Genomic DNA, 17244 nt, shown 5'->3' with positions numbered 1-17244 from the left:
CGCAACGGATCACACCATGCAGCGATTACGGATTGACGGCTTTCCAGTTGCCGTTCTGGATGGTCAGCATGATGCGGGCATCGTCACCCAGGCCAAAGTGATCCTTGGCCGAATAGCGCAGCGTGCCTTGCGAGATCTGGATCGGCCCTGCAGTTTCCAGCGCTTCCTTCAAGGCGGTGCGGAAGGCCGGAGTGCCGGGTTTGGCTTTCTTCAGCGCTTCCGGCACCACCTTTTGCAGGACCAGTTGGGCGTCATAGGTATGGGCCGCGAACAGGTTGCGGCTGCCGGCGCCGAACTGCTTCTCGTAGCGCGTGACGAAGTCCAGGGCCAGCTTCTTGGACGGGTTGCTGTCGGGCAGTGCTTCCGGCACCACTGCCGGGCCGGAGATGACGTAGGAACCTTCCACGTCCTTGCCGCCCAGGCGGATCAGGTCGCGCGAGGCCGCGCTGTGGGTCTGGAAGATCTTACCCTTGTAGCCGCGTTCGATGAGCGCCTTGTGCGGCATGGCGGCGCCGCTGCCGGAGGCCACCACCAGCACCGCGTCGGGGTTGGAACTGACCACCCGCAGGGCCTGCGCAGTCACGCTGGTGTCGGCGCGCGAGAAGCGCTCCACCGTACCCATCTTCATGCCGGCAGCGGTGGCCAGGCGCTGGGTTTCCTTGAGCCAGTTTTCACCATAGGAATCGGAGTAACCGAGGAAGCCGATGGTCTTGACACCCATTTTCTTCATCTGCTCCACCACGCCACCGGCCATGACAGCAGTAGATTGCGGCAGACGGAAGGTCCAGGCGTCTTTTCCTTCAGCGGTCTCGATAGGGGAGATCGCCAGCTGCACCGTCTGCGTTTCCAGCGCCACGTCGGCGATGGCCAGAGTGGGCGGTACCGCAGCCGAGCCGATGATGAGATCGACCTTGTCTTCGGCCACCAGGCGGCGCGCATTCTTGCTGGCCTGGGTGGGATCGGTGGCGTCATCCAGGATGATGAGCTTGACCTTCTCGCCGCCGATGGTGTCGGGCCACAGCGAGAAGCCATTCTTGGCCGGAATACCCAGGCCCGAACCAGGACCGGTCAGCGACATCACCACGCCGATGGTCAGCTCGGCATGGGCCATGCCAGCGCAGGCCAGCATCGATGCAAGTACGCCTGCCTTGATTGCCAGTTTCATCTTTATCTTCATCTCCGTCTCCTTTGTATTTATGTATCGAATGCTCGATTTATGCGGGCAGGGCATGTTCACCCTGCCTCGTTGACTGCTATCTCTGCGCCGGGTGGCCTTAGCTGCACATTTCCCGGATATCCTCTGGAATGGCGATGGCCTTCATGCGGGTCGGATCGTCGGGATGGCGGATGGCGAACACCCGCACGTCGCGTCCTTCGCACAGCAGTTCGCCGTCGCGCTTGATTTCATGTTTCATCACGAAGGTCTTGTCATTCCATTCGATGATGCTGGAATGTACTTCGATCGCATCGCCATAGGTGGCCGGACGCACGAAGCGCGAACTGATGTCCACCACCGGCGTGCCGATGATGCCGCGTGTCTTTTCGGTATCGCGCCAGGGCGGCACCCCGCACTGGTGGAAGAAGTTGCGCGAGGCCGCGTCATACCAGCGGAAGAAATTGGGGAAGTAGACGATGCCGGCCGGATCGCAATCGCCGAATTCCACGCGCACCGGATAGATCATGGTTTTGCTCATTGCATTCTCCTTAGCGCGGCGCCAGGCGCAGCGCGCCATCCAGGCGGATCACCTCGCCGTTGAGCGAAAGATTGGTGGCGATGTGCAGCGCCAGTTGCGCATATTCCTCGGCCTTGCCCAGGCGCTTGGGGAAGGGGATCGAAGCCGCCAGCGATTGCTGTACTTCGTCGGGCAGCTTGTAGAGCAGGGGCGTGAGGAACAGGCCCGGTGCGATGGTCACCACGCGGATGCCATGCTGTGCCAGGTCGCGTGCCAGCGGCAGGGTCATGGCGGTGATGCCGCCCTTGGAGGCGGCATAGCCGGCCTGGCCGACCTGGCCATCGAAGGCCGCTACCGAGGCGGTAGCGACGATGACGCCTCGCTCGCCCTCGGCCAGCGGTTCGGCGGCCGCCATGCGGGCGGCCACCAGGCGGATCACGTTGAAGGTACCGATCAGGTTGACGTTGACGATGCGGCTGAAATCTTCCAGCGGCATGGCGCTGCCATCCTTGCCCACCATGCGCTTGGCGCCGCCGATGCCGGCGCAGTTGATGAGGATGCGGGGCGCGCCATTGGCCTCCTGTGCGGCATCCAGTGCGGCTTGCACCGATGCGCTATCGGTGATGTCGCAGCGCACGGCGTGGCAGCGCAATTCGTCGGCCAGGGCCTGGGCCGCTTCCATGTTCACATCCAGGATGGAAACGCGGGCGCCGGCCTGCACCAGTTGGCGCACGGTCTCGGCACCGAGGCCGGAGGCGCCGCCCGTCACCAGGGCGGCTTGTCCTTGCAGTTGCATGAAGAATGTCCTTCGCGAATAAACGGTTCAGTGGGAAGCCGAGGGATTTTCCAGTAGCAGGGCAATGCCCTGGCCACCGCCGATGCAGGCCGAAGCCACGCTATAGCGCGCTCCCCGACGGTTCATCTCGCGTGCTGCCGTGATCGACAGGCGCACCCCGGTCGCCGCCAGCGGATGGCCCAGCGCGATGGCGCCGCCGTTGACGTTGAGGCGTTCGCGGTCGAGGCCCAGCTCGCGCTCCACCGCCACGATCTGCGCGCCTTGCGCTTCATTGATCTCGAAGCAGCCGATGTCGTTGACGCTCAGGCCATTGCGTTCCAGCAGGGTGCGGATGGCCGGTACCGGACCGATACCCATGATTTCCGGTGGCACGCCGGCTACTGCGGCGGCGACCACGCGTGCCAGCGGTTGCCTGTCATTGCGGCGCAGGTAGTCGCCGGAAGCGACGATGGTGGCGGCAGCCGCATCGACCAGCGCCGAGCTGTTGCCACCGGTCTGCACGCCATCCGGGTAGAGCGTGCGCAACTTGGCCAGCACGTCCACCGGCGAAGGGCGCGGATGGGTATCGGTGGAGGCTTCGCTGATCTTGCCTTGCAGCTTGATGTGGCGATCGTGGTAGCCATCGAGCTTGAAGGTTTCGTTGACCACACTCACGATCTCGCCCGCATGGAAACCGGCCGCCTGCGCCTTCAATGCGCGCTCGAATGAATAGGCGGCATAGGCATCCACTTCGGCGCGGGTGATGCCGTATTTCCTGGCCAGGTTTTCCGCTGTCTGTGGCATGGTGATGCCGGGAGCCGGATCGACCAGGGCTTCCCACATGTAGTCCTGGAATTGCACCGGTGCGCCCAGCTTGAAGCCGGTGCGATGGTCGAAGGCGGCAATGGGATTGCGCGTCATCGATTCACTGCCCACGATCAGGGCGGTCTCGGTATAGCCGCGCTCGATCTGGTCGCCGGCCTGGCGGATCAGTTCGAAACCGGTGCCGCAGATGCGCTGGACCATGATGGCCGGGGTGGTGATGGGTACCCCGGCATACAGGCCGATGTGACGCGGCAGCATGTACTGGTAGGCGTCGCCCGGCGCCATGTTGCCGGCGATGACCGATCCGATGTCGGTGGCGGCGATGCCGGTGCGCGCCAGCACTTCGCGCGCCACCTTGATGCCCATGTCGGTGGGCGAGAGCTGGCTGAAGCTGGTGCAGTAATCCACCATGGGCGTGCGCACGCCGCCGATGAGCCAGATGTCCTTGAAGCTGGAGTAGAACGCTGCTTGTGCCATGTCTGTTGCTTCCTCAGTGAGCGGGGGTGAGCGCGGCCTGGGCCGTGAGCACGGCCGGGTCGGTGCCGGCGTAGAGCGCCTCCACCAGGGCGGCGCGATGGGTCAGTACCGAGCGCTGGTTGATGGAACCCTTGTCGGTGATTTCGCCACGGTCAAACGAGGGCGGATCGATCAGCACCAGGGCCCGGGTCACTCGGTTGGAGCTACCGGTGGCGTGGGCCTGCAGGCGATCCAACATACCCTGGAAGAAGTCCCGCACCGGCGCCGCATTGAGCACCTCGACGCGCGAGGCATCGGCCGGCAGACCTGCCAATTGGCGGCAGCGCTCGATATTGGGCACGATCAACATGCCGATCTCCTTGCGGTCCTGACCGGTGATGACGGCATCCTGCAGGTAGGGTGCGCCTTCATGCGCGATCAGCGCACGCAGCGGACCGACGCTGACCCAGGTACCGGTGTAGAGCTTGAAGTCTTCGGCCACGCGGCCATCGAACATGAAGCCGCGATCCGGGTGCTGCGGGTCCAGCCAGCGCACCGCATCGCCCGAGCGGAAGTAGCCTTCTTCATCGAAGGCTTCGGCGGTCTGCTCCGGGGCGCGCCAGTAACCGGGTGTGACATTGGGGCCGCGATAGCGGATCTCGATCTTGTCCCCATTGGGGACCAGCTTGATTTCCATGCCCGGCGTAGGGATGCCGATCTGGCCGGCCTGCACCTCGAGATCAGCCACGAACAGTGCCGAGGGCGAGGTCTCGGTCATGCCCAGTCCACAGCACATGACGATACGCTCGCCGCAGGTCGCTTCCGCAGTGGCGTGCAGCTTGTCCCACACGGGTTGCGCCAGGGCAGCGCCAGCATAGAACTGCATACGCAGGCGGCTGTAGAATTTTTCGCGCAGCGCCTGGTCTTTCTCCAGCGCGTGGGCGATGCCTTCCCAGCCCACCGGCACGTTGAAATACACGGTCGGAGAGATCTCATGCAGGTTGGCCAGGGTGGTGGCCAGCCCTTGCGGCGTGGGCTTGCCCTCGTCGATGTACATGGTGCCACCGTTGTAGATCACGATGCCCACGTTGTGGTTGGCGCCGAAGGTGTGGTTCCAGGGCAGCCAGTCGATCAGGATGGGCGGCTCTTCGCCCAGGAAGGGGAAGGTCTGCACGATCATCTGCAGATTGCTGCACATCATGCGCTGGGTGTTGATGACCGCCTTGGGCATCTTGGTCGAGCCCGAGGTGAAGAGGAACTTGACGATGGTGTCCGGGCCTGTGGCGGCATAGGCGCGCTCGACTTCATCGCCGGCGCGGGTGGCTTCCAGGTCGGCGTAGAGCGTGCATTCGCGTCCGGCCGGTGGCGCTTCGGTGACCACGAATTCGATGTCTGGCGCGACCGCATTGACGGCAGCGGCGAACTTCTCGCCATGGGCGGCGAAGATCAGCCCGGGGGTGAGCAACTGCACCGCATGGCGCAGTTTGGCGTAGTCCTTGGACAGCAGCGAATAGGCCGAAGACACCGGCGCATACGGCACGCCCGCATAGTGGCAACCCAGCACCAGCATGGCGTGCTCAAGGTCGTTCTCGGAGAGGATCAGCAACGGACGCTCGGCCGACAGCCCCCGCTGCAACAGCGCCTGGCCGATGCGGCGCGCACTTTGCAGCGCCTGGCCATAGCTGATGCGACGCCATTGTCCCTCCTTGTCACGGCGGGCCATGTAGGTGCGGTCGGGATCAACCTTGGCCCAGTGGATCAGCTTGTCGGTCAGGCGCGCCGGATAGGCGTCCAGCGGCTGGCGGGTCTTGACGAGGGAGATACCGTCGCGGCCCGGTACGACGTCAACGCCGCCGATGCCGAACCTGAAGCTGCGATAGCGAGGTGGAGTGTTCATACATGTCTCTGTTGTGTGGCCCGCCGGGTCGTGGCCGGGCGGTTGTATTGTTGTGGTGTGCGCTGTATTGCTGGCTTGCTGCGTTGTATTGCCGGGTGTAGTCGGGCTGGTCTCAGGACGGCTTCACCTTGTTCTGCTTGTGATCGAGGAAGGCTGCCAGGCGGCCCTTGGTATCGGGATCGCTACCGGCCACGGCGGCCATCAGCGACTCGGTCATCAGGCCATCCTGGATCGACTGGTCGTGGATGCGCGGCAGCACGTGCATGACGCCGTAGTTGGTCATCGGTGCATTGCGGGCGATGCGCTCGGCCAGTTCGCGCGCCTTGTCCAGTCCGGCGCCCTCGGCCACGCTGTATTGCGAGATGCCGACCTGGTGGCCTTCTTCGGCGCTCAGGACGCGACCGGTCAACATCATGTCGGCCATGCGCGCCACCCCGATCAGACGCGAGATGCGCACCGAGCCACCGCCGCCGACGAACAGGCCACGCTGGCCTTCGGGCAAGCCATAGAAGGCGCTCGGTTCGGCCACGCGGATGTGGGCTGCCGAAGCCAGTTCCAGGCCACCGCCGATCACCGCGCCATGCAGCACCGCGATGACAGGCACGCGACCGAAGGAAATCTGCTCGAAGGCGGCGTGCCACATGCGCGAGTGATGCACCGATTCGGTGGTATCGCGCTCGCGCAGTTCGGACAGGTCCAGGCCGGCGCAGAAGTGTTCGCCACGGCCGTGGATGATGGCTACCTTCACCTCCGGCGGCAGGTCTTCGAAGCAATCGCGGATGGCGCGCACCATCGGATCGTTGAGGGCATTGCGCTTGGCGCTGCGGTTGAGCGCAATCTCGGCGATGGCGCCGTGAACTTGGATGTCGAGGAGGTCGCTGTGCTGGTTCATGCTGTCTCTGTCTGGCCTGGGTCGGCGTTTAAATTGGTTATAAGTTATAACGTTTATTCAGTATAAGTAAAGTGAAGGTAAACGCAAGCCTCATCGGCATTCTTGTGTGTTCGATATTCGTAAAAGCGGGCGATAAACGAACGGAAGTGAAGGATCTTTGATGCCTGTTTAATGCTGCGCTGCGATCATCCTGATGACGATAATGTGACAGGTGCGATGCCAGTCAGCACCGGCATTGAGGGGGCAAAGAAAAACGCCGGTGTGCACTGCATCACCGGCGTTTCTCGAAGGCATGAAGATGAATTTACTTGCCCGTGTCCTTCATGTTCTCGAACTTGTCGAATTCCACGTTGTAGGCTTCTTTGCCGATCTTCTCCACCTTGCGCACATACACCGTCTGTACGATGTCGCGCGTGGCCGGGTCGATGGCAATCGGGCCGCGCGGGCTGACGAACTTCATGGTCTTGAGGATAGCCATGGTGCGCTCGCCATCGATCTTGCCATTGAGCTTCTTGCTCACTTCGTAGATGGCGTTCATGCCGTCATAGGCCGCCACTGCCATGAAGTTGGGACGACCGGCATCGGGATTGGCGGCGGCGAAGCTTTTCAGGAAAGCCTTGTTTTCCGGCGAATCGTGCGCGGCCGAATAGTGGAAGGTGGTGATCACGCCCAGGGTGGAGTCGCCCATGGCCGGCATGACGTGGTCGTCGGTCAGGTCGCCCGTGGCGATGACCTTGATACCGGCCTCGGCCAGGCCGCGCTCACGATAGCCTTTCATGAAGGCAATGCTCTGCTCGCCGGCCGGCACGAAGATGAACACGGCCTGCGGCTTGGCATCCTTGATGCGTTGGATGTAGGGCGCGAATTCAGGATTGCGCAGCGGTACCCGGATCGATTCGACCACCTCGCCGCCACCGCCCAGCAGGTTGGTCTTGAAGGCGGTCTCGGCATCGATGCCCGGCCCGTAATCGGCCACCAGCGTGACCACACGCTTGATGCCATTCTTCAGTGCCCAGGTCGCCATGGGGCCGGAGACCTGTGGCAGCGTCATCGAAAAGCGCGCGATGTAGTTGGACTTGGTGGTGATGATGGAAGAGGCCGCGTTCATGATGATCATGGGCTTCTTGGCCTGTTCGGCGATGGGCGCTACCGCCAGCGCCTCGGGCGTCAGGCCGAAACCGGCCAGGAAATCCACCTTATCGCGCACCACCAGTTCCTGCGCCAGGCGCTTGGCGATCTCGGGTGAAGGACCGGTGGTGTCCTTGATGATGACTTGCACTTTCTTGCCGGCCACCTGGTCGCCATGTTGCGCCATGTAGGCCTTGATGCCGCCTTCCATCTGCTTGCCATAGTCGGCGAAGGGGCCGGAGAAGGCGGCGATCAGGCCGACCTTGATAGTGTCCTCGGCCTGGGCCAGCGGTGCGGCCAGCGCGTTGGTCGCACTGATCAGGGCCAGTAGCGCAATCTTCTTGAAGCTCATTGTCAGTCTCCTTTGTGATAGTGATGGGGGGCAATGAGCGTGCGGTTCTGTAGCCGCCTCGATAGGCTCATTGCTGCGTCGACTGTTGCAGCCGGACGACGCATGGTTTTCCCTTCCTTGGCTCGCCTTGTTGACAAAGCTTCGGTGCCGACAATAGTATCGCACCATCTGTTCGGTAAACAAACTGATGTGCGGTAATCGAACAGCCAATAAAAATTTATAAATAATAAGTAACGAATAAGTAACGAGACGCTTCTTTCTGCGGTGGCCGTCTGGTGGCGCCGCCCAACTCGTATTTTGAACGCGGCGCTGGATGCGTCGCTGCAGCAATCATGCCGATGGTGCTGACCATGGGGCAGGGGCTCTTTTCGCCTGCGCTTCATGTCGGTGTCGCAGGGCAACGCAGAATTCGCAACAGGCAGTAGCAGCAATACCAGAGGCAACGACCCGGCCGGACTGCGGCGAATCGTCGGCGCCCGCCTTGAGGAGGGCGTGCGCCGGCAGCAGACCGGTTCAATCACATTCAATGATTTCAGGAGGAGACGTAATGAAAAGAAAATCGACCTTGCGCGCTGTGGCCCTGGCGGCGGCCGCCTGCGCCACCTATGCCGGCGGTGCCGGCGCGGCCCTGGCCCAGAGTTCGGTGACCATCTACGGCATCATCGACACCGGCGTGGTCTATACCACCAATGCCAACGCCAATGGCGATTCGGTGTTCAAGATGCCCTCGCTGACCGGTACCTTCCCGTCGCGCATCGGTTTCAAGGGAACCGAAGACCTGGGCGGCGGCTTGCAGGCATTGTTCGTGCTGGAAAACGGGTTTGCTCCCGATACCGGCGCCATGGGACAGGGCAACCGCCTCTTCGGCCGTCAATCCTATGTGGGCTTGAAGGGTAACTGGGGCCAGATCTCGCTGGGCCGCCAGGTCAACATGACCTACCTGTCGCAGTTGAAGACCGACGTGCTGGGCCCCAACATTTTCGCCATCGGCAGCATCGATAACTATCTGCCCAACGCCCGTAGCGACAACGCCATCGGCTACCTCGGCAGCTTCAGCGGCTTCACGCTCGGGGCCACCTACAGCTTCGGTCGCGATGCCGCTGGTCCGGCCGGCCCCGCCGCCACCAACTGCCCTGGAGAAGTGGCCGGCAACAGCAAGGCCTGCCGTCAGGTCACGGCCTTGCTCGGTTATGACGGCAAGGGCTGGGGCGTGACCAGTTCCTATGACATCCTCTACGGCAACACCGGGGCCTCCAACGGTTTGACCAGTAGCGACAACAAGGACCAGCGCGTGACCTTGAATGGCTACTTCATGATCGGCGACGTCAAGATCGGCGGCGGTGTGGTGGATCGGCGTACCCGTGCGGCAGCCAACACCAATACCGACTCCGACCTCTACTACCTGGGCGTAAGCTATCCGTTGAGCACCGCCCTGGTGCTGGACGCACAGGTCTCGCGCCTGGATGTGAAGAACAGCCCCAACGATGTCACCCTGTCGGTGGCGCGCCTGACCTATAGCCTGTCCAAGCGCACTGCACTCTACACCTCGCTGGGTTACATCAAGAACAGCGGCACCTCGGCCATCGCCATCGATGCCGGTGGCTCCGTGGGCGCGGGCAAGAACCAACTGGGTGTGATGACGGGGATCCGGCACACCTTCTGAGGCAAGGTCTTGAGGAGGATGGCGCACTCAGATGTCAGAGGAGTGCGCCGACATCCGCAGCATGACAAAGGCAGAGTCTGTTTTTGTCTTCGGTCCGCGTTGCTTCAGCGAGCAGGGCGGACCTGTTTTTTCAGGGCAGCAGTACTGACAATTCCTGCGCACCGCGCAGCAGCACCGGCAGGATATCTTCTTCCATCTGTGCCACCGACACGCGCGCGGCCTGGGCGCCCACGTTCAGTGCTGCCAGCACATTGCCCGAGGCCCCGCGTACCGGCACGGCAATCGAGCGCAGTCCGACTTCCAGTTCTTCATCGATGACCGCATAACCGTTCTCGCGCACGCCGGCCAGGATGTCACGCAGGCGTTTCTGCGACACCACCGTCTTGTCGGTCAGGGCGCGCAGCTTGACCTTGTCGAAGTAGGCCTTCAACTGGTCGTCCGGCAGATGGGCCAGCATGGCACGGCCCAGCGAGGTGCAATAGGCCGGTAGGCGGCTGCCGGTATTGAGCGCTACCGACATCACGCGCGAGGTGGCCGAACGCGCCACGTAGAGCACTTCGTTGTCGTCCAGCACCGCCAGCGAGCAGGACTCGCCCAGGGTGCGACTGATGTTGTTCAGATAGGGCTGTGCAGAAACGGTCAGCGGGGTGGATGACAGATAGGAGTAGCCCAGGGTGAGAATCTTGGGCCGCAGCGAGAAATTGTTGACGTCCGAATCGGCATAGCCCAGCTGCTTCAAGGTATGCAGGCAGCGTCGCACGGCCGCGCGCGGAATGCCGGTCTTCTGGCTGATCTGGGCAATGGTCAGGCTGCGGCGCGAATCGCTGAAGGCACGGATCACCGCCAGTCCGCGCGCCAGCGAGGTCATGAAGCTGGGATCGGTCAGGGCATCGATTTCTTCGGCGATGCTCAACTCGCGTTCCGGCTCGGCCGGGGCGCTGGCCGCATCCTTGGTCTTGGCCTTGCTGGGGCGGCCAGTCTTGGTCACCTTGGTGGGGGCCGCAGTAGCGGTCTTGCGGGTCTTGGCAGCGGGTGCGGTGGACATGGGCTCTGTTGGCTCTCTGGGCTGGTGTGTCAGGACAGGACGGCTCGGGTCCGAGGCGGTCATGATGCGTCAGGATTTTAACGTTTTGTGCGGCAAGCGAACACATCCTGCGGGTTTTTCTTGACGGCCGTCAAGCCGGATCGCTAAACTCTTTTTGTGCGAAAATCAAACATTAGTTCGGTGATCGAACATCGGGGTGCAAAAAACGTCAGCCCCTGGATGCGCGAAAATACCGACCGAGACAAGTCTTGAGCAAGCCCGAAACCGCCTGGCCGCACGGCAACCGCAAGAACCGCAAGTGTGGCGAGGCATCCAGCAGGCGCTGCAGGCGCCGCATCTAAAGTGAGAGCAACGTGATCAATAAAATTTCTGACTCCCTGGAGCAGGCCGTGGCCGACATCCATGATGGCGCCACCATCATGATCGGTGGCTTCGGCAATGCCGGGATGCCCTCGGCCCTGATCGATGCCCTGATCGCCCAGGGCGCGCGCGACCTGACTATCGTCAACAACAATGCCGGCAACGGTGAAACGGGGCTGGCAGCCTTGCTCAAGACCAAACGCGTCAGGAAGATCATCTGCTCCTTCCCGCGCCAGGCCGACTCCCAGGTCTTCGACGCCCTTTATCGCAGCGGCGAGATCGAACTGGAACTGACCCCGCAGGGCAACCTGGCCGAGCGCATCCGCGCCGCCGGCGCCGGCATCGGCGGCTTCTTCAGCCCCACCGGCTACGGCACCATGCTGGCCGAAGGTCGTGAAACCCGTGAGATCAACGGCCGTCATTACGTGCTGGAGTCGCCCATTCACGCCGACTTCGCGCTCATCAAGGCGCTGCGCGGCGACCGCTGGGGCAACCTGGTCTATCGCAAGACCGCCCGCAACTTCGGTCCCATCATGGCCATGGCGGCCAAATGCACCATCGCCCAGGTGAACGACGTGGTAGAGCTGGGCCAGCTCGATCCAGAAAACATCATCACGCCCGGCATCTTCGTGCAGCGGATCGTGCAAACCAAGGAGGCACAGCAATGAATCGCTTTACCCGTGAACAGATCGCCGCACGCGTGGCTCAGGACATTCCCGAAGGCGCCTACGTGAACCTGGGCATTGGCCTGCCCACCAAGGTGGCCAACTACCTGCCGGCCGACAAGGAAATCTTCCTGCACAGCGAAAATGGCGTGCTCGGCATGGGCCCGGCCCCGGCCCCCGGCGAGGAAGACGAAGACCTCATCAACGCTGGCAAGCAGCCGGTCACGCTGCTGACGGGCGGCTCCTATTTCCACCATGCCGATTCCTTCGCCATGATGCGTGGCGGCCACCTGGACATCTGCGTGCTGGGTGCTTTCCAGGTCTCGGCCAAGGGCGACCTGGCCAACTGGCATACCGGCGCACCGGACGCCATTCCCGCCGTGGGCGGCGCGATGGACCTGGCCATCGGCGCCAAGCAGGTGTTCGTGATGATGGATCACCAGACCAAGACCGGCGAGAGCAAGCTGGTGGAGGCCTGCAGCTATCCGCTCACCGGCATCGCTTGCGTCAACCGCATCTATACCGACCTGGCCGTTATTGACGTGACCCCGCAAGGCCTGCAGGTGCGCGAGATCGTCGAAGGCCTGTCCTTCGAGGAATTGCAGAAGCTGACCGGCGCACCGCTGCGCCCGGCTGCCTGAACCGTCACTCTTATCGCTGAGAGGAATGCATGAAAGACGTATTTATCTGTGACGCCATCCGTACCCCCATCGGCCGCTATGGCGGCGCGCTCAAGGACGTGCGGGCCGATGACCTGGGCGCCGTGCCGCTGCGCGCGCTCATGGAGCGCAACCCGCAGGTGGACTGGAAGGCGGTCGATGATGTGATCTTCGGCTGCGCCAACCAGGCCGGTGAAGATAACCGCAACGTGGCGCGCATGTCGCTCTTGCTGGCAGGCCTGCCGCAGGAAGTGCCGGGCAGCACCATCAACCGCCTGTGCGGTTCCGGCATGGATGCGCTGGGCACCGCCGCGCGCGCCATCAAGTCCGGCGAAACCCAGTTGATGATCGCCGGTGGCGTGGAATCGATGACCCGCGCCCCCTTCGTCATGGGCAAGGCCGACAGCGCCTTTTCGCGCCAGGCCGCGATCCAGGACACCACCATCGGCTGGCGCTTCGTCAATGCGCTGATGAAGCAGAAGTACGGGGTGGATGCTATGCCCGAGACCGCCGAAAACGTCGCCGTCGATTTCAAGGTCAGTCGCCAAGACCAGGACCAGTTCGCCGTGCGCAGCCAGGCCAAGGCCGCAGCGGCGCAAGCCAATGGCACTCTGGCCCAGGAAATCGTGCCGGTGGTGATCCCGCAGAAGAAGGGCGACCCCATCACCGTGACCCAGGATGAACATCCGCGAGCCACCAGCATGGAAGCCCTGGCCCGCCTGAAGGGCGTGGTCAAGCCGGATGGTAGCGTCACGGCAGGCAATGCCTCGGGCGTCAACGATGGCGCCTGTGCGCTGCTGCTGGCCAGTGTCGAAGCGGTGGAAAAATACCAGCTCAAGCCGCGCGCCCGCATCCTGGGCATGGCCACCGCTGGTGTGGCGCCCCGCATCATGGGCATGGGGCCGGCCCCGGCCAGCAAGAAGGTGCTGGCGCAACTGGGCATGAGCATTGATCAGATGGACGTGATCGAACTCAATGAAGCCTTCGCTTCGCAAGGCCTGGCCGTACTGCGTGAGCTGGGCGTGGCCGATGACGATGCGCGGGTGAACCCCAATGGCGGCGCCATCGCCCTGGGCCATCCGCTGGGCATGAGCGGCGCGCGTCTGGTCACTACCGCCACCTATCAGCTGGAGCGCACCGGTGGCCGCTACGCGCTGTGCACCATGTGCATCGGCGTGGGGCAGGGTATCGCGATGGTGATCGAACGCGTCTAAGCGTGTAAGCGCGTACAGGAAGGCGTAGCGGGGCATCACTGCTGCGCCTTCCATGAAAATGACAAACGCACGCATGAAAATGCATCAAGCAAGGACGGCAAGCAAAGCAAGACAATAAGGGAAAACAACCTGATACCAAGCGGCCACCAAAAAACAGAGCCGCAGGCCAGAAGAGGAGACACTTCGCATCATGCATCAGCATCATGACTGCGCGCCGCGTGCGGCCGCGCCCAGTAACCGTCATCGGGGAGGTGCGCCATGCTAGGCAACTTCATCGGTGTGCTCTTCGATGGCATCGCCTACGGCAGCCTCTTGTTCCTCATCAGCGTGGGCCTGTCGGTGACCATGGGTATGATGAACTTCATCAACCTGGCGCATGGTGCCTTCGCCATGCTGGGCGGCTATGTTTGCGTGACGCTGCTCAATCGCATGGGCGTTCCCTTCCTGGTCACGCTGCCGCTGGCCTTCCTGGCGGCGGCCATCGTCGGCCTGGTGCTGGAACGCTCGTTGTATCGCCGTCTCTACAAGGCCAGCCACCTGGACCAGGTGCTGTTTTCCATCGGCCTGACCTTCATGGCCGTGGCCGGCGCCACCTGGCAATGGGGCCCGACCCAGCAACCGGTGGTGCTGCCGGATTGGCTGCGCGGGCAGGTATCGCTGCTTGGTCTGGACGTGGGGGCCTATCGAGTGTTCCTGATCGGGGTGGTGGTGATCGTCACCGTGGCGTTGGGATTGCTGATCGAACGTACCCGTTTCGGCGCGCAGATTCGTGCTTCGGTGGATAACCAGGTGGCGGCAGCCGGCCTGGGCATCAACGTCAGCCGTGTATTCAGCCTGACCTTCGCGCTGGGTTCCGGGTTGGCCGGCCTGGGCGGCGGCTTGGGCATCGACGTGCTGGGGCTGGACCCGAGCTTCCCGGTCAAGTACATGGTCTACTTCCTGCTGGTGGTGGCCGTGGGCGGTGCCGGTACCATCAAGGGTCCGCTGCTGGCGGCCATCCTGCTGGGCGTGTTCGATGTGGCCGGCAAGTACTACGTGCCGGAAATCGGCGCCTTCGTCATCTATGGCCTGATGGTGGTGCTGCTGATCCTGTTCCCGGCCGGCCTGATGCGGAGGCGTGGATGAGCATCGTCAACTCGACTCCCACCCCGTTACCCGCCGCCGTGCACACCGGAAAGCCCGCCATGAAGCCTGCCCTGCATCTGCCCAACGACCGCTGGAAGCCGCTGGAAATCGTGTTCTGGCTGCTGCCGGTGGCCGCCTATTTCCTCTTCCCGGATTACCTCGTGCTGATCAGCCAGGTCATGATCATGGGCCTCTTTGCGCTCTCGCTGGACCTGATCCTGGGCTATGCCGGCATCGTCTCGCTGGGTCATGCCGCCTTCTTCGGCTTGGGGGCCTACACTGCCGGCCTGCTGGCCGCGCATGGCTGGGGCGAACCCCTCAGCGGTCTGTTGCTGGCGGCGCTGGTGGCGGCTATCGGCGGTTTTCTGGTCAGCTTCCTGGTGGTGCGCGGGGCCGACCTGACGCGCCTGATGGTCACGCTAGGCATCGGCCTGATGCTGTTCGAGGCGGCCAACAAGGCGGCCTTCATCACTGGCGGTGTCGATGGTCTGTCCGGCATGGTGATGGAAAAGATCTTCGGTGTGTTCGAATTCGACCTGACCGGGCGGGTCGCCTATGTCTACAGCCTTGCGGTGCTGTTCCTGCTGTTCGTGGTGTTGCGGCGCCTGGTCAATTCACCCTTCGGTCTGGGCCTGCGCGGCATTCGCGAAGGCGCGCGCCGGATGCCGGCCATCGGCGCCGACGTCAATCGGCGCCTGGTGGTGATCTTCACGGTGGCCGCCGCCGTGGCCGGTGTGGCCGGCGCCTTGCTGGCGCAGACCACGCAGTTCGTGGGGCTGGATGTGCTGGGCTTTCCGCGCTCGGCCGAGCTGCTCATCATCCTGGTGCTGGGTGGCACCGGTCGCCTCTATGGCGGCCTGGTGGGTGCACTGGTCTACATGCTGGCGCAGGATTATCTGTCCGGTCTTGATCCGGCCTACTGGCAATTCTGGATCGGCCTGCTGCTGATCGTCATCGTGCTGTTCGCCCGCGGCGGTCTGCTCGGTGGCCTGGTGCTGCTGCGTGACAAGTTCTTCAAGGGAGGCCGCGCATGAACCCCACTTCAAGCACCGCAGACACCACACTGCGCACCGAAAACCTCTCCAAGCGCTGGGGCAGTTTCGTGGCCAACAGCGAGGTTTCGCTCACCTTCACGCCGGGCGCGCGTCATGCGCTGATCGGTCCCAACGGGGCGGGCAAGACCACCTTCATCAACCTCTTGACCGGCGGCTTTGCCCCCAGCAGTGGCAAGGTCTGGTTCGGCGGTGAAGACATCACGGCGCTGGCGCAGCACGAACGCGTCAAGCGCGGCATGACGCGTACCTTCCAGATCAATACCTTGTTCGCCGGTCTCACTGTGTTGGAGTCGGTGGTGCTGGCCATCCAGGAGCGACGCGGGCTGCAATACAAGTGGTACCAGACCGTGGCCAGCCAGACCGAGGTGGTGGACGAAGCCATGGCCTTGCTGGCCTCGCTCAGGCTGGAGCAGGAAGCCAACAGCATCACCCGCAGCCTGGCCTATGGCAAGCAGCGTCTGGTGGAGATCGCGCTGGCCTTGGCCACCCGGCCCAAGGTCTTGCTGCTGGACGAACCGGCCGCCGGTATCCCTGCGGCCGAGAGTCGCGAACTCTTCGAGGTGATTGCGCAATTGCCGCGCGATGTCACCATCGTCTTCATCGAGCACGACATGGGGTTGGTCTTCCGTTTCGCCGAACGCATCACCGTGCTGGTGGGCGGCAAGGTGCTGGTGGAGGGCACGCCGGCCGAGATTGCGGCCGACCAGCGGGTCAAGGAAGTCTATCTCGGGGAGGCCGAACATGCCTGAGTTGCTGGCACTGGACAAGGTGACCGCCGGTTATGGCGAGTCCATCGTACTGGAAGATGTGTCCTTCGTGATGCACGAAGGCGAGAGCCTGGCCCTGCTGGGCCGCAATGGCGTGGGCAAGACCAGCCTGCTCATTACGCTCATGGGCTTGACCCGGATGCATGGCGGCAGCATCCGCTGGCGCGGCGGCGACATCGTGCGTGTGCCCACCCACAAGCGCGCCCATGCCGGCCTGGGCTGGGTGCCGCAGGAGCGTTTCATGTTTCCCTCGCTGTCGGTGGAAGAGCACCTGACGGTGGTGGAACGCGGCGGCAAGTGGGATCTGAAAAAGATCTACGAGATATTCCCGCGCCTGCACGAGCGCCGCCACAACATGGGCAACCAGCTCTCCGGTGGTGAGCAGCAGATGCTGGCCATTGCGCGCGCGCTGATGGTCAGCCCCAGCATCCTGTTGCTGGATGAACCGATGGAGGGCTTGGCGCCGATCATCGTGCAGGAATTGCTCAAGGTGATCCGCCGCCTGGTCAGTGACGAAGGTATGTCGGTGATCGTGGTGGAACAACATGCGCGCATGGCATTGTCCCTGACCCAGCGTGCCATCGTGCTCGATCGTGGACGCATCGTCCATGCTTCCGATAGCCAGAGCCTGCTGGCCGATGGCGAGAAGCTGGATCGGCTGGTGGCGGTGGCCTGAGCGAAGACAAGACGAAG

The 17244-nt window shown here is 63.1% G+C and carries 17 protein-coding genes; 8 read left to right on the top strand and 9 right to left on the bottom strand.

Annotated features, from left to right (window positions below; genetic code table 11):
- Window positions 1–25: 25 nt before the first annotated feature.
- The 8 genes from RC54_RS21060 to RC54_RS25920 form a co-directional block, all read right to left on the bottom strand.
- Window positions 26–1177, bottom strand: coding sequence for an ABC transporter substrate-binding protein (locus RC54_RS21060; protein WP_061789978.1), 1152 nt, complete (start codon window positions 1175–1177; stop codon window positions 26–28).
- A gap of 97 nt (window positions 1178–1274) precedes the next feature.
- A complete protein-coding gene (locus RC54_RS21055) occupies window positions 1275–1694 on the bottom strand; it encodes an acyl-CoA thioesterase (RefSeq protein WP_017452599.1) in 420 nt (139 codons plus the stop codon).
- 10 nt (window positions 1695–1704) lie between these two features.
- Entirely contained in the window at window positions 1705–2469 is a 765-nt protein-coding gene (locus tag RC54_RS21050; RefSeq protein ID WP_058896785.1) for an SDR family NAD(P)-dependent oxidoreductase, read from the bottom strand.
- 27 nt (window positions 2470–2496) lie between these two features.
- Window positions 2497–3750, bottom strand: a complete 1254-nt coding sequence (locus RC54_RS21045; RefSeq protein WP_058896784.1) for a thiolase family protein — start codon at window positions 3748–3750, stop codon at window positions 2497–2499.
- A gap of 13 nt (window positions 3751–3763) precedes the next feature.
- Window positions 3764–5626 carry a feruloyl-CoA synthase gene (locus RC54_RS21040; RefSeq protein WP_061789979.1) on the bottom strand — a complete coding sequence of 621 codons (1863 nt, stop codon included), beginning with the start codon at window positions 5624–5626 and terminating at the stop codon, window positions 3764–3766.
- Window positions 5627–5738: 112 nt separating this feature from the next.
- Window positions 5739–6518 carry a crotonase/enoyl-CoA hydratase family protein gene (locus RC54_RS21035; RefSeq protein ID WP_058896782.1) on the bottom strand — a complete coding sequence of 260 codons (780 nt, stop codon included), beginning with the start codon at window positions 6516–6518 and terminating at the stop codon, window positions 5739–5741.
- A 304-nt stretch (window positions 6519–6822) separates the two neighbouring features.
- The gene (locus RC54_RS21030) at window positions 6823–7998 is read right to left on the bottom strand and encodes an ABC transporter substrate-binding protein (protein ID WP_061789980.1); all 1176 of its coding nucleotides are present in this window, start codon (window positions 7996–7998) and stop codon (window positions 6823–6825) included.
- 217 nt (window positions 7999–8215) lie between these two features.
- On the bottom strand, window positions 8216–8350 hold the full coding sequence (locus RC54_RS25920; RefSeq protein WP_255221001.1) for a hypothetical protein: 135 nt from the start codon (window positions 8348–8350) through the stop codon (window positions 8216–8218).
- Between the two features lie 195 nt (window positions 8351–8545).
- Here RC54_RS25920 and RC54_RS21025 point away from each other — a divergent pair, with 195 nt between their 5' ends.
- Window positions 8546–9661, top strand: coding sequence for a porin (locus RC54_RS21025; protein ID WP_061789981.1), 1116 nt, complete (start codon window positions 8546–8548; stop codon window positions 9659–9661).
- A gap of 130 nt (window positions 9662–9791) precedes the next feature.
- Here RC54_RS21025 and RC54_RS21020 read toward each other — a convergent pair whose 3' ends face one another.
- Window positions 9792–10706 carry an IclR family transcriptional regulator domain-containing protein gene (locus RC54_RS21020; protein ID WP_058896779.1) on the bottom strand — a complete coding sequence of 305 codons (915 nt, stop codon included), beginning with the start codon at window positions 10704–10706 and terminating at the stop codon, window positions 9792–9794.
- Between the two features lie 353 nt (window positions 10707–11059).
- Here RC54_RS21020 and RC54_RS21015 point away from each other — a divergent pair, with 353 nt between their 5' ends.
- The 7 genes from RC54_RS21015 (at window position 11060) to RC54_RS20985 (ending at window position 17227) form a co-directional block, all read left to right on the top strand.
- Window positions 11060–11734 (top strand): 3-oxoacid CoA-transferase subunit A, encoded by a 675-nt coding sequence (locus RC54_RS21015; RefSeq protein ID WP_058896778.1) that lies wholly within the window; start codon window positions 11060–11062, stop codon window positions 11732–11734.
- A complete protein-coding gene (locus tag RC54_RS21010) occupies window positions 11731–12372 on the top strand; it encodes a CoA transferase subunit B (protein ID WP_044531115.1) in 642 nt (213 codons plus the stop codon). Before RC54_RS21015 ends, RC54_RS21010 begins: the two co-directional genes overlap by 4 nt.
- A gap of 29 nt (window positions 12373–12401) precedes the next feature.
- On the top strand, window positions 12402–13604 hold the full coding sequence (pcaF, locus tag RC54_RS21005; protein WP_061789982.1) for a 3-oxoadipyl-CoA thiolase: 1203 nt from the start codon (window positions 12402–12404) through the stop codon (window positions 13602–13604).
- Between the two features lie 258 nt (window positions 13605–13862).
- Window positions 13863–14729, top strand: a complete 867-nt coding sequence (locus RC54_RS21000; RefSeq protein WP_058896776.1) for a branched-chain amino acid ABC transporter permease — start codon at window positions 13863–13865, stop codon at window positions 14727–14729.
- Entirely contained in the window at window positions 14726–15763 is a 1038-nt protein-coding gene (locus tag RC54_RS20995) for a branched-chain amino acid ABC transporter permease (protein WP_061789983.1), read from the top strand. The genes RC54_RS21000 and RC54_RS20995 overlap by 4 nt, the downstream gene beginning before the upstream one ends.
- Window positions 15760–16533 carry an ABC transporter ATP-binding protein gene (locus tag RC54_RS20990; protein WP_061789984.1) on the top strand — a complete coding sequence of 258 codons (774 nt, stop codon included), beginning with the start codon at window positions 15760–15762 and terminating at the stop codon, window positions 16531–16533. The genes RC54_RS20995 and RC54_RS20990 overlap by 4 nt, the downstream gene beginning before the upstream one ends.
- Complete coding sequence (locus tag RC54_RS20985) at window positions 16526–17227, top strand: ABC transporter ATP-binding protein (RefSeq protein WP_017452585.1); 702 nt, start codon at window positions 16526–16528, stop codon at window positions 17225–17227. Before RC54_RS20990 ends, RC54_RS20985 begins: the two co-directional genes overlap by 8 nt.
- The last annotated feature ends 17 nt before the right edge of the window (window positions 17228–17244 follow it).

The organism is Herbaspirillum rubrisubalbicans (assembly GCF_003719195.1).
Lineage (GTDB): Bacteria > Pseudomonadota > Gammaproteobacteria > Burkholderiales > Burkholderiaceae_D > Herbaspirillum > Herbaspirillum rubrisubalbicans.
Note: the sequence above shows the minus strand (reverse complement) of the source record. Positions and strands in the feature narration are given on the sequence as shown.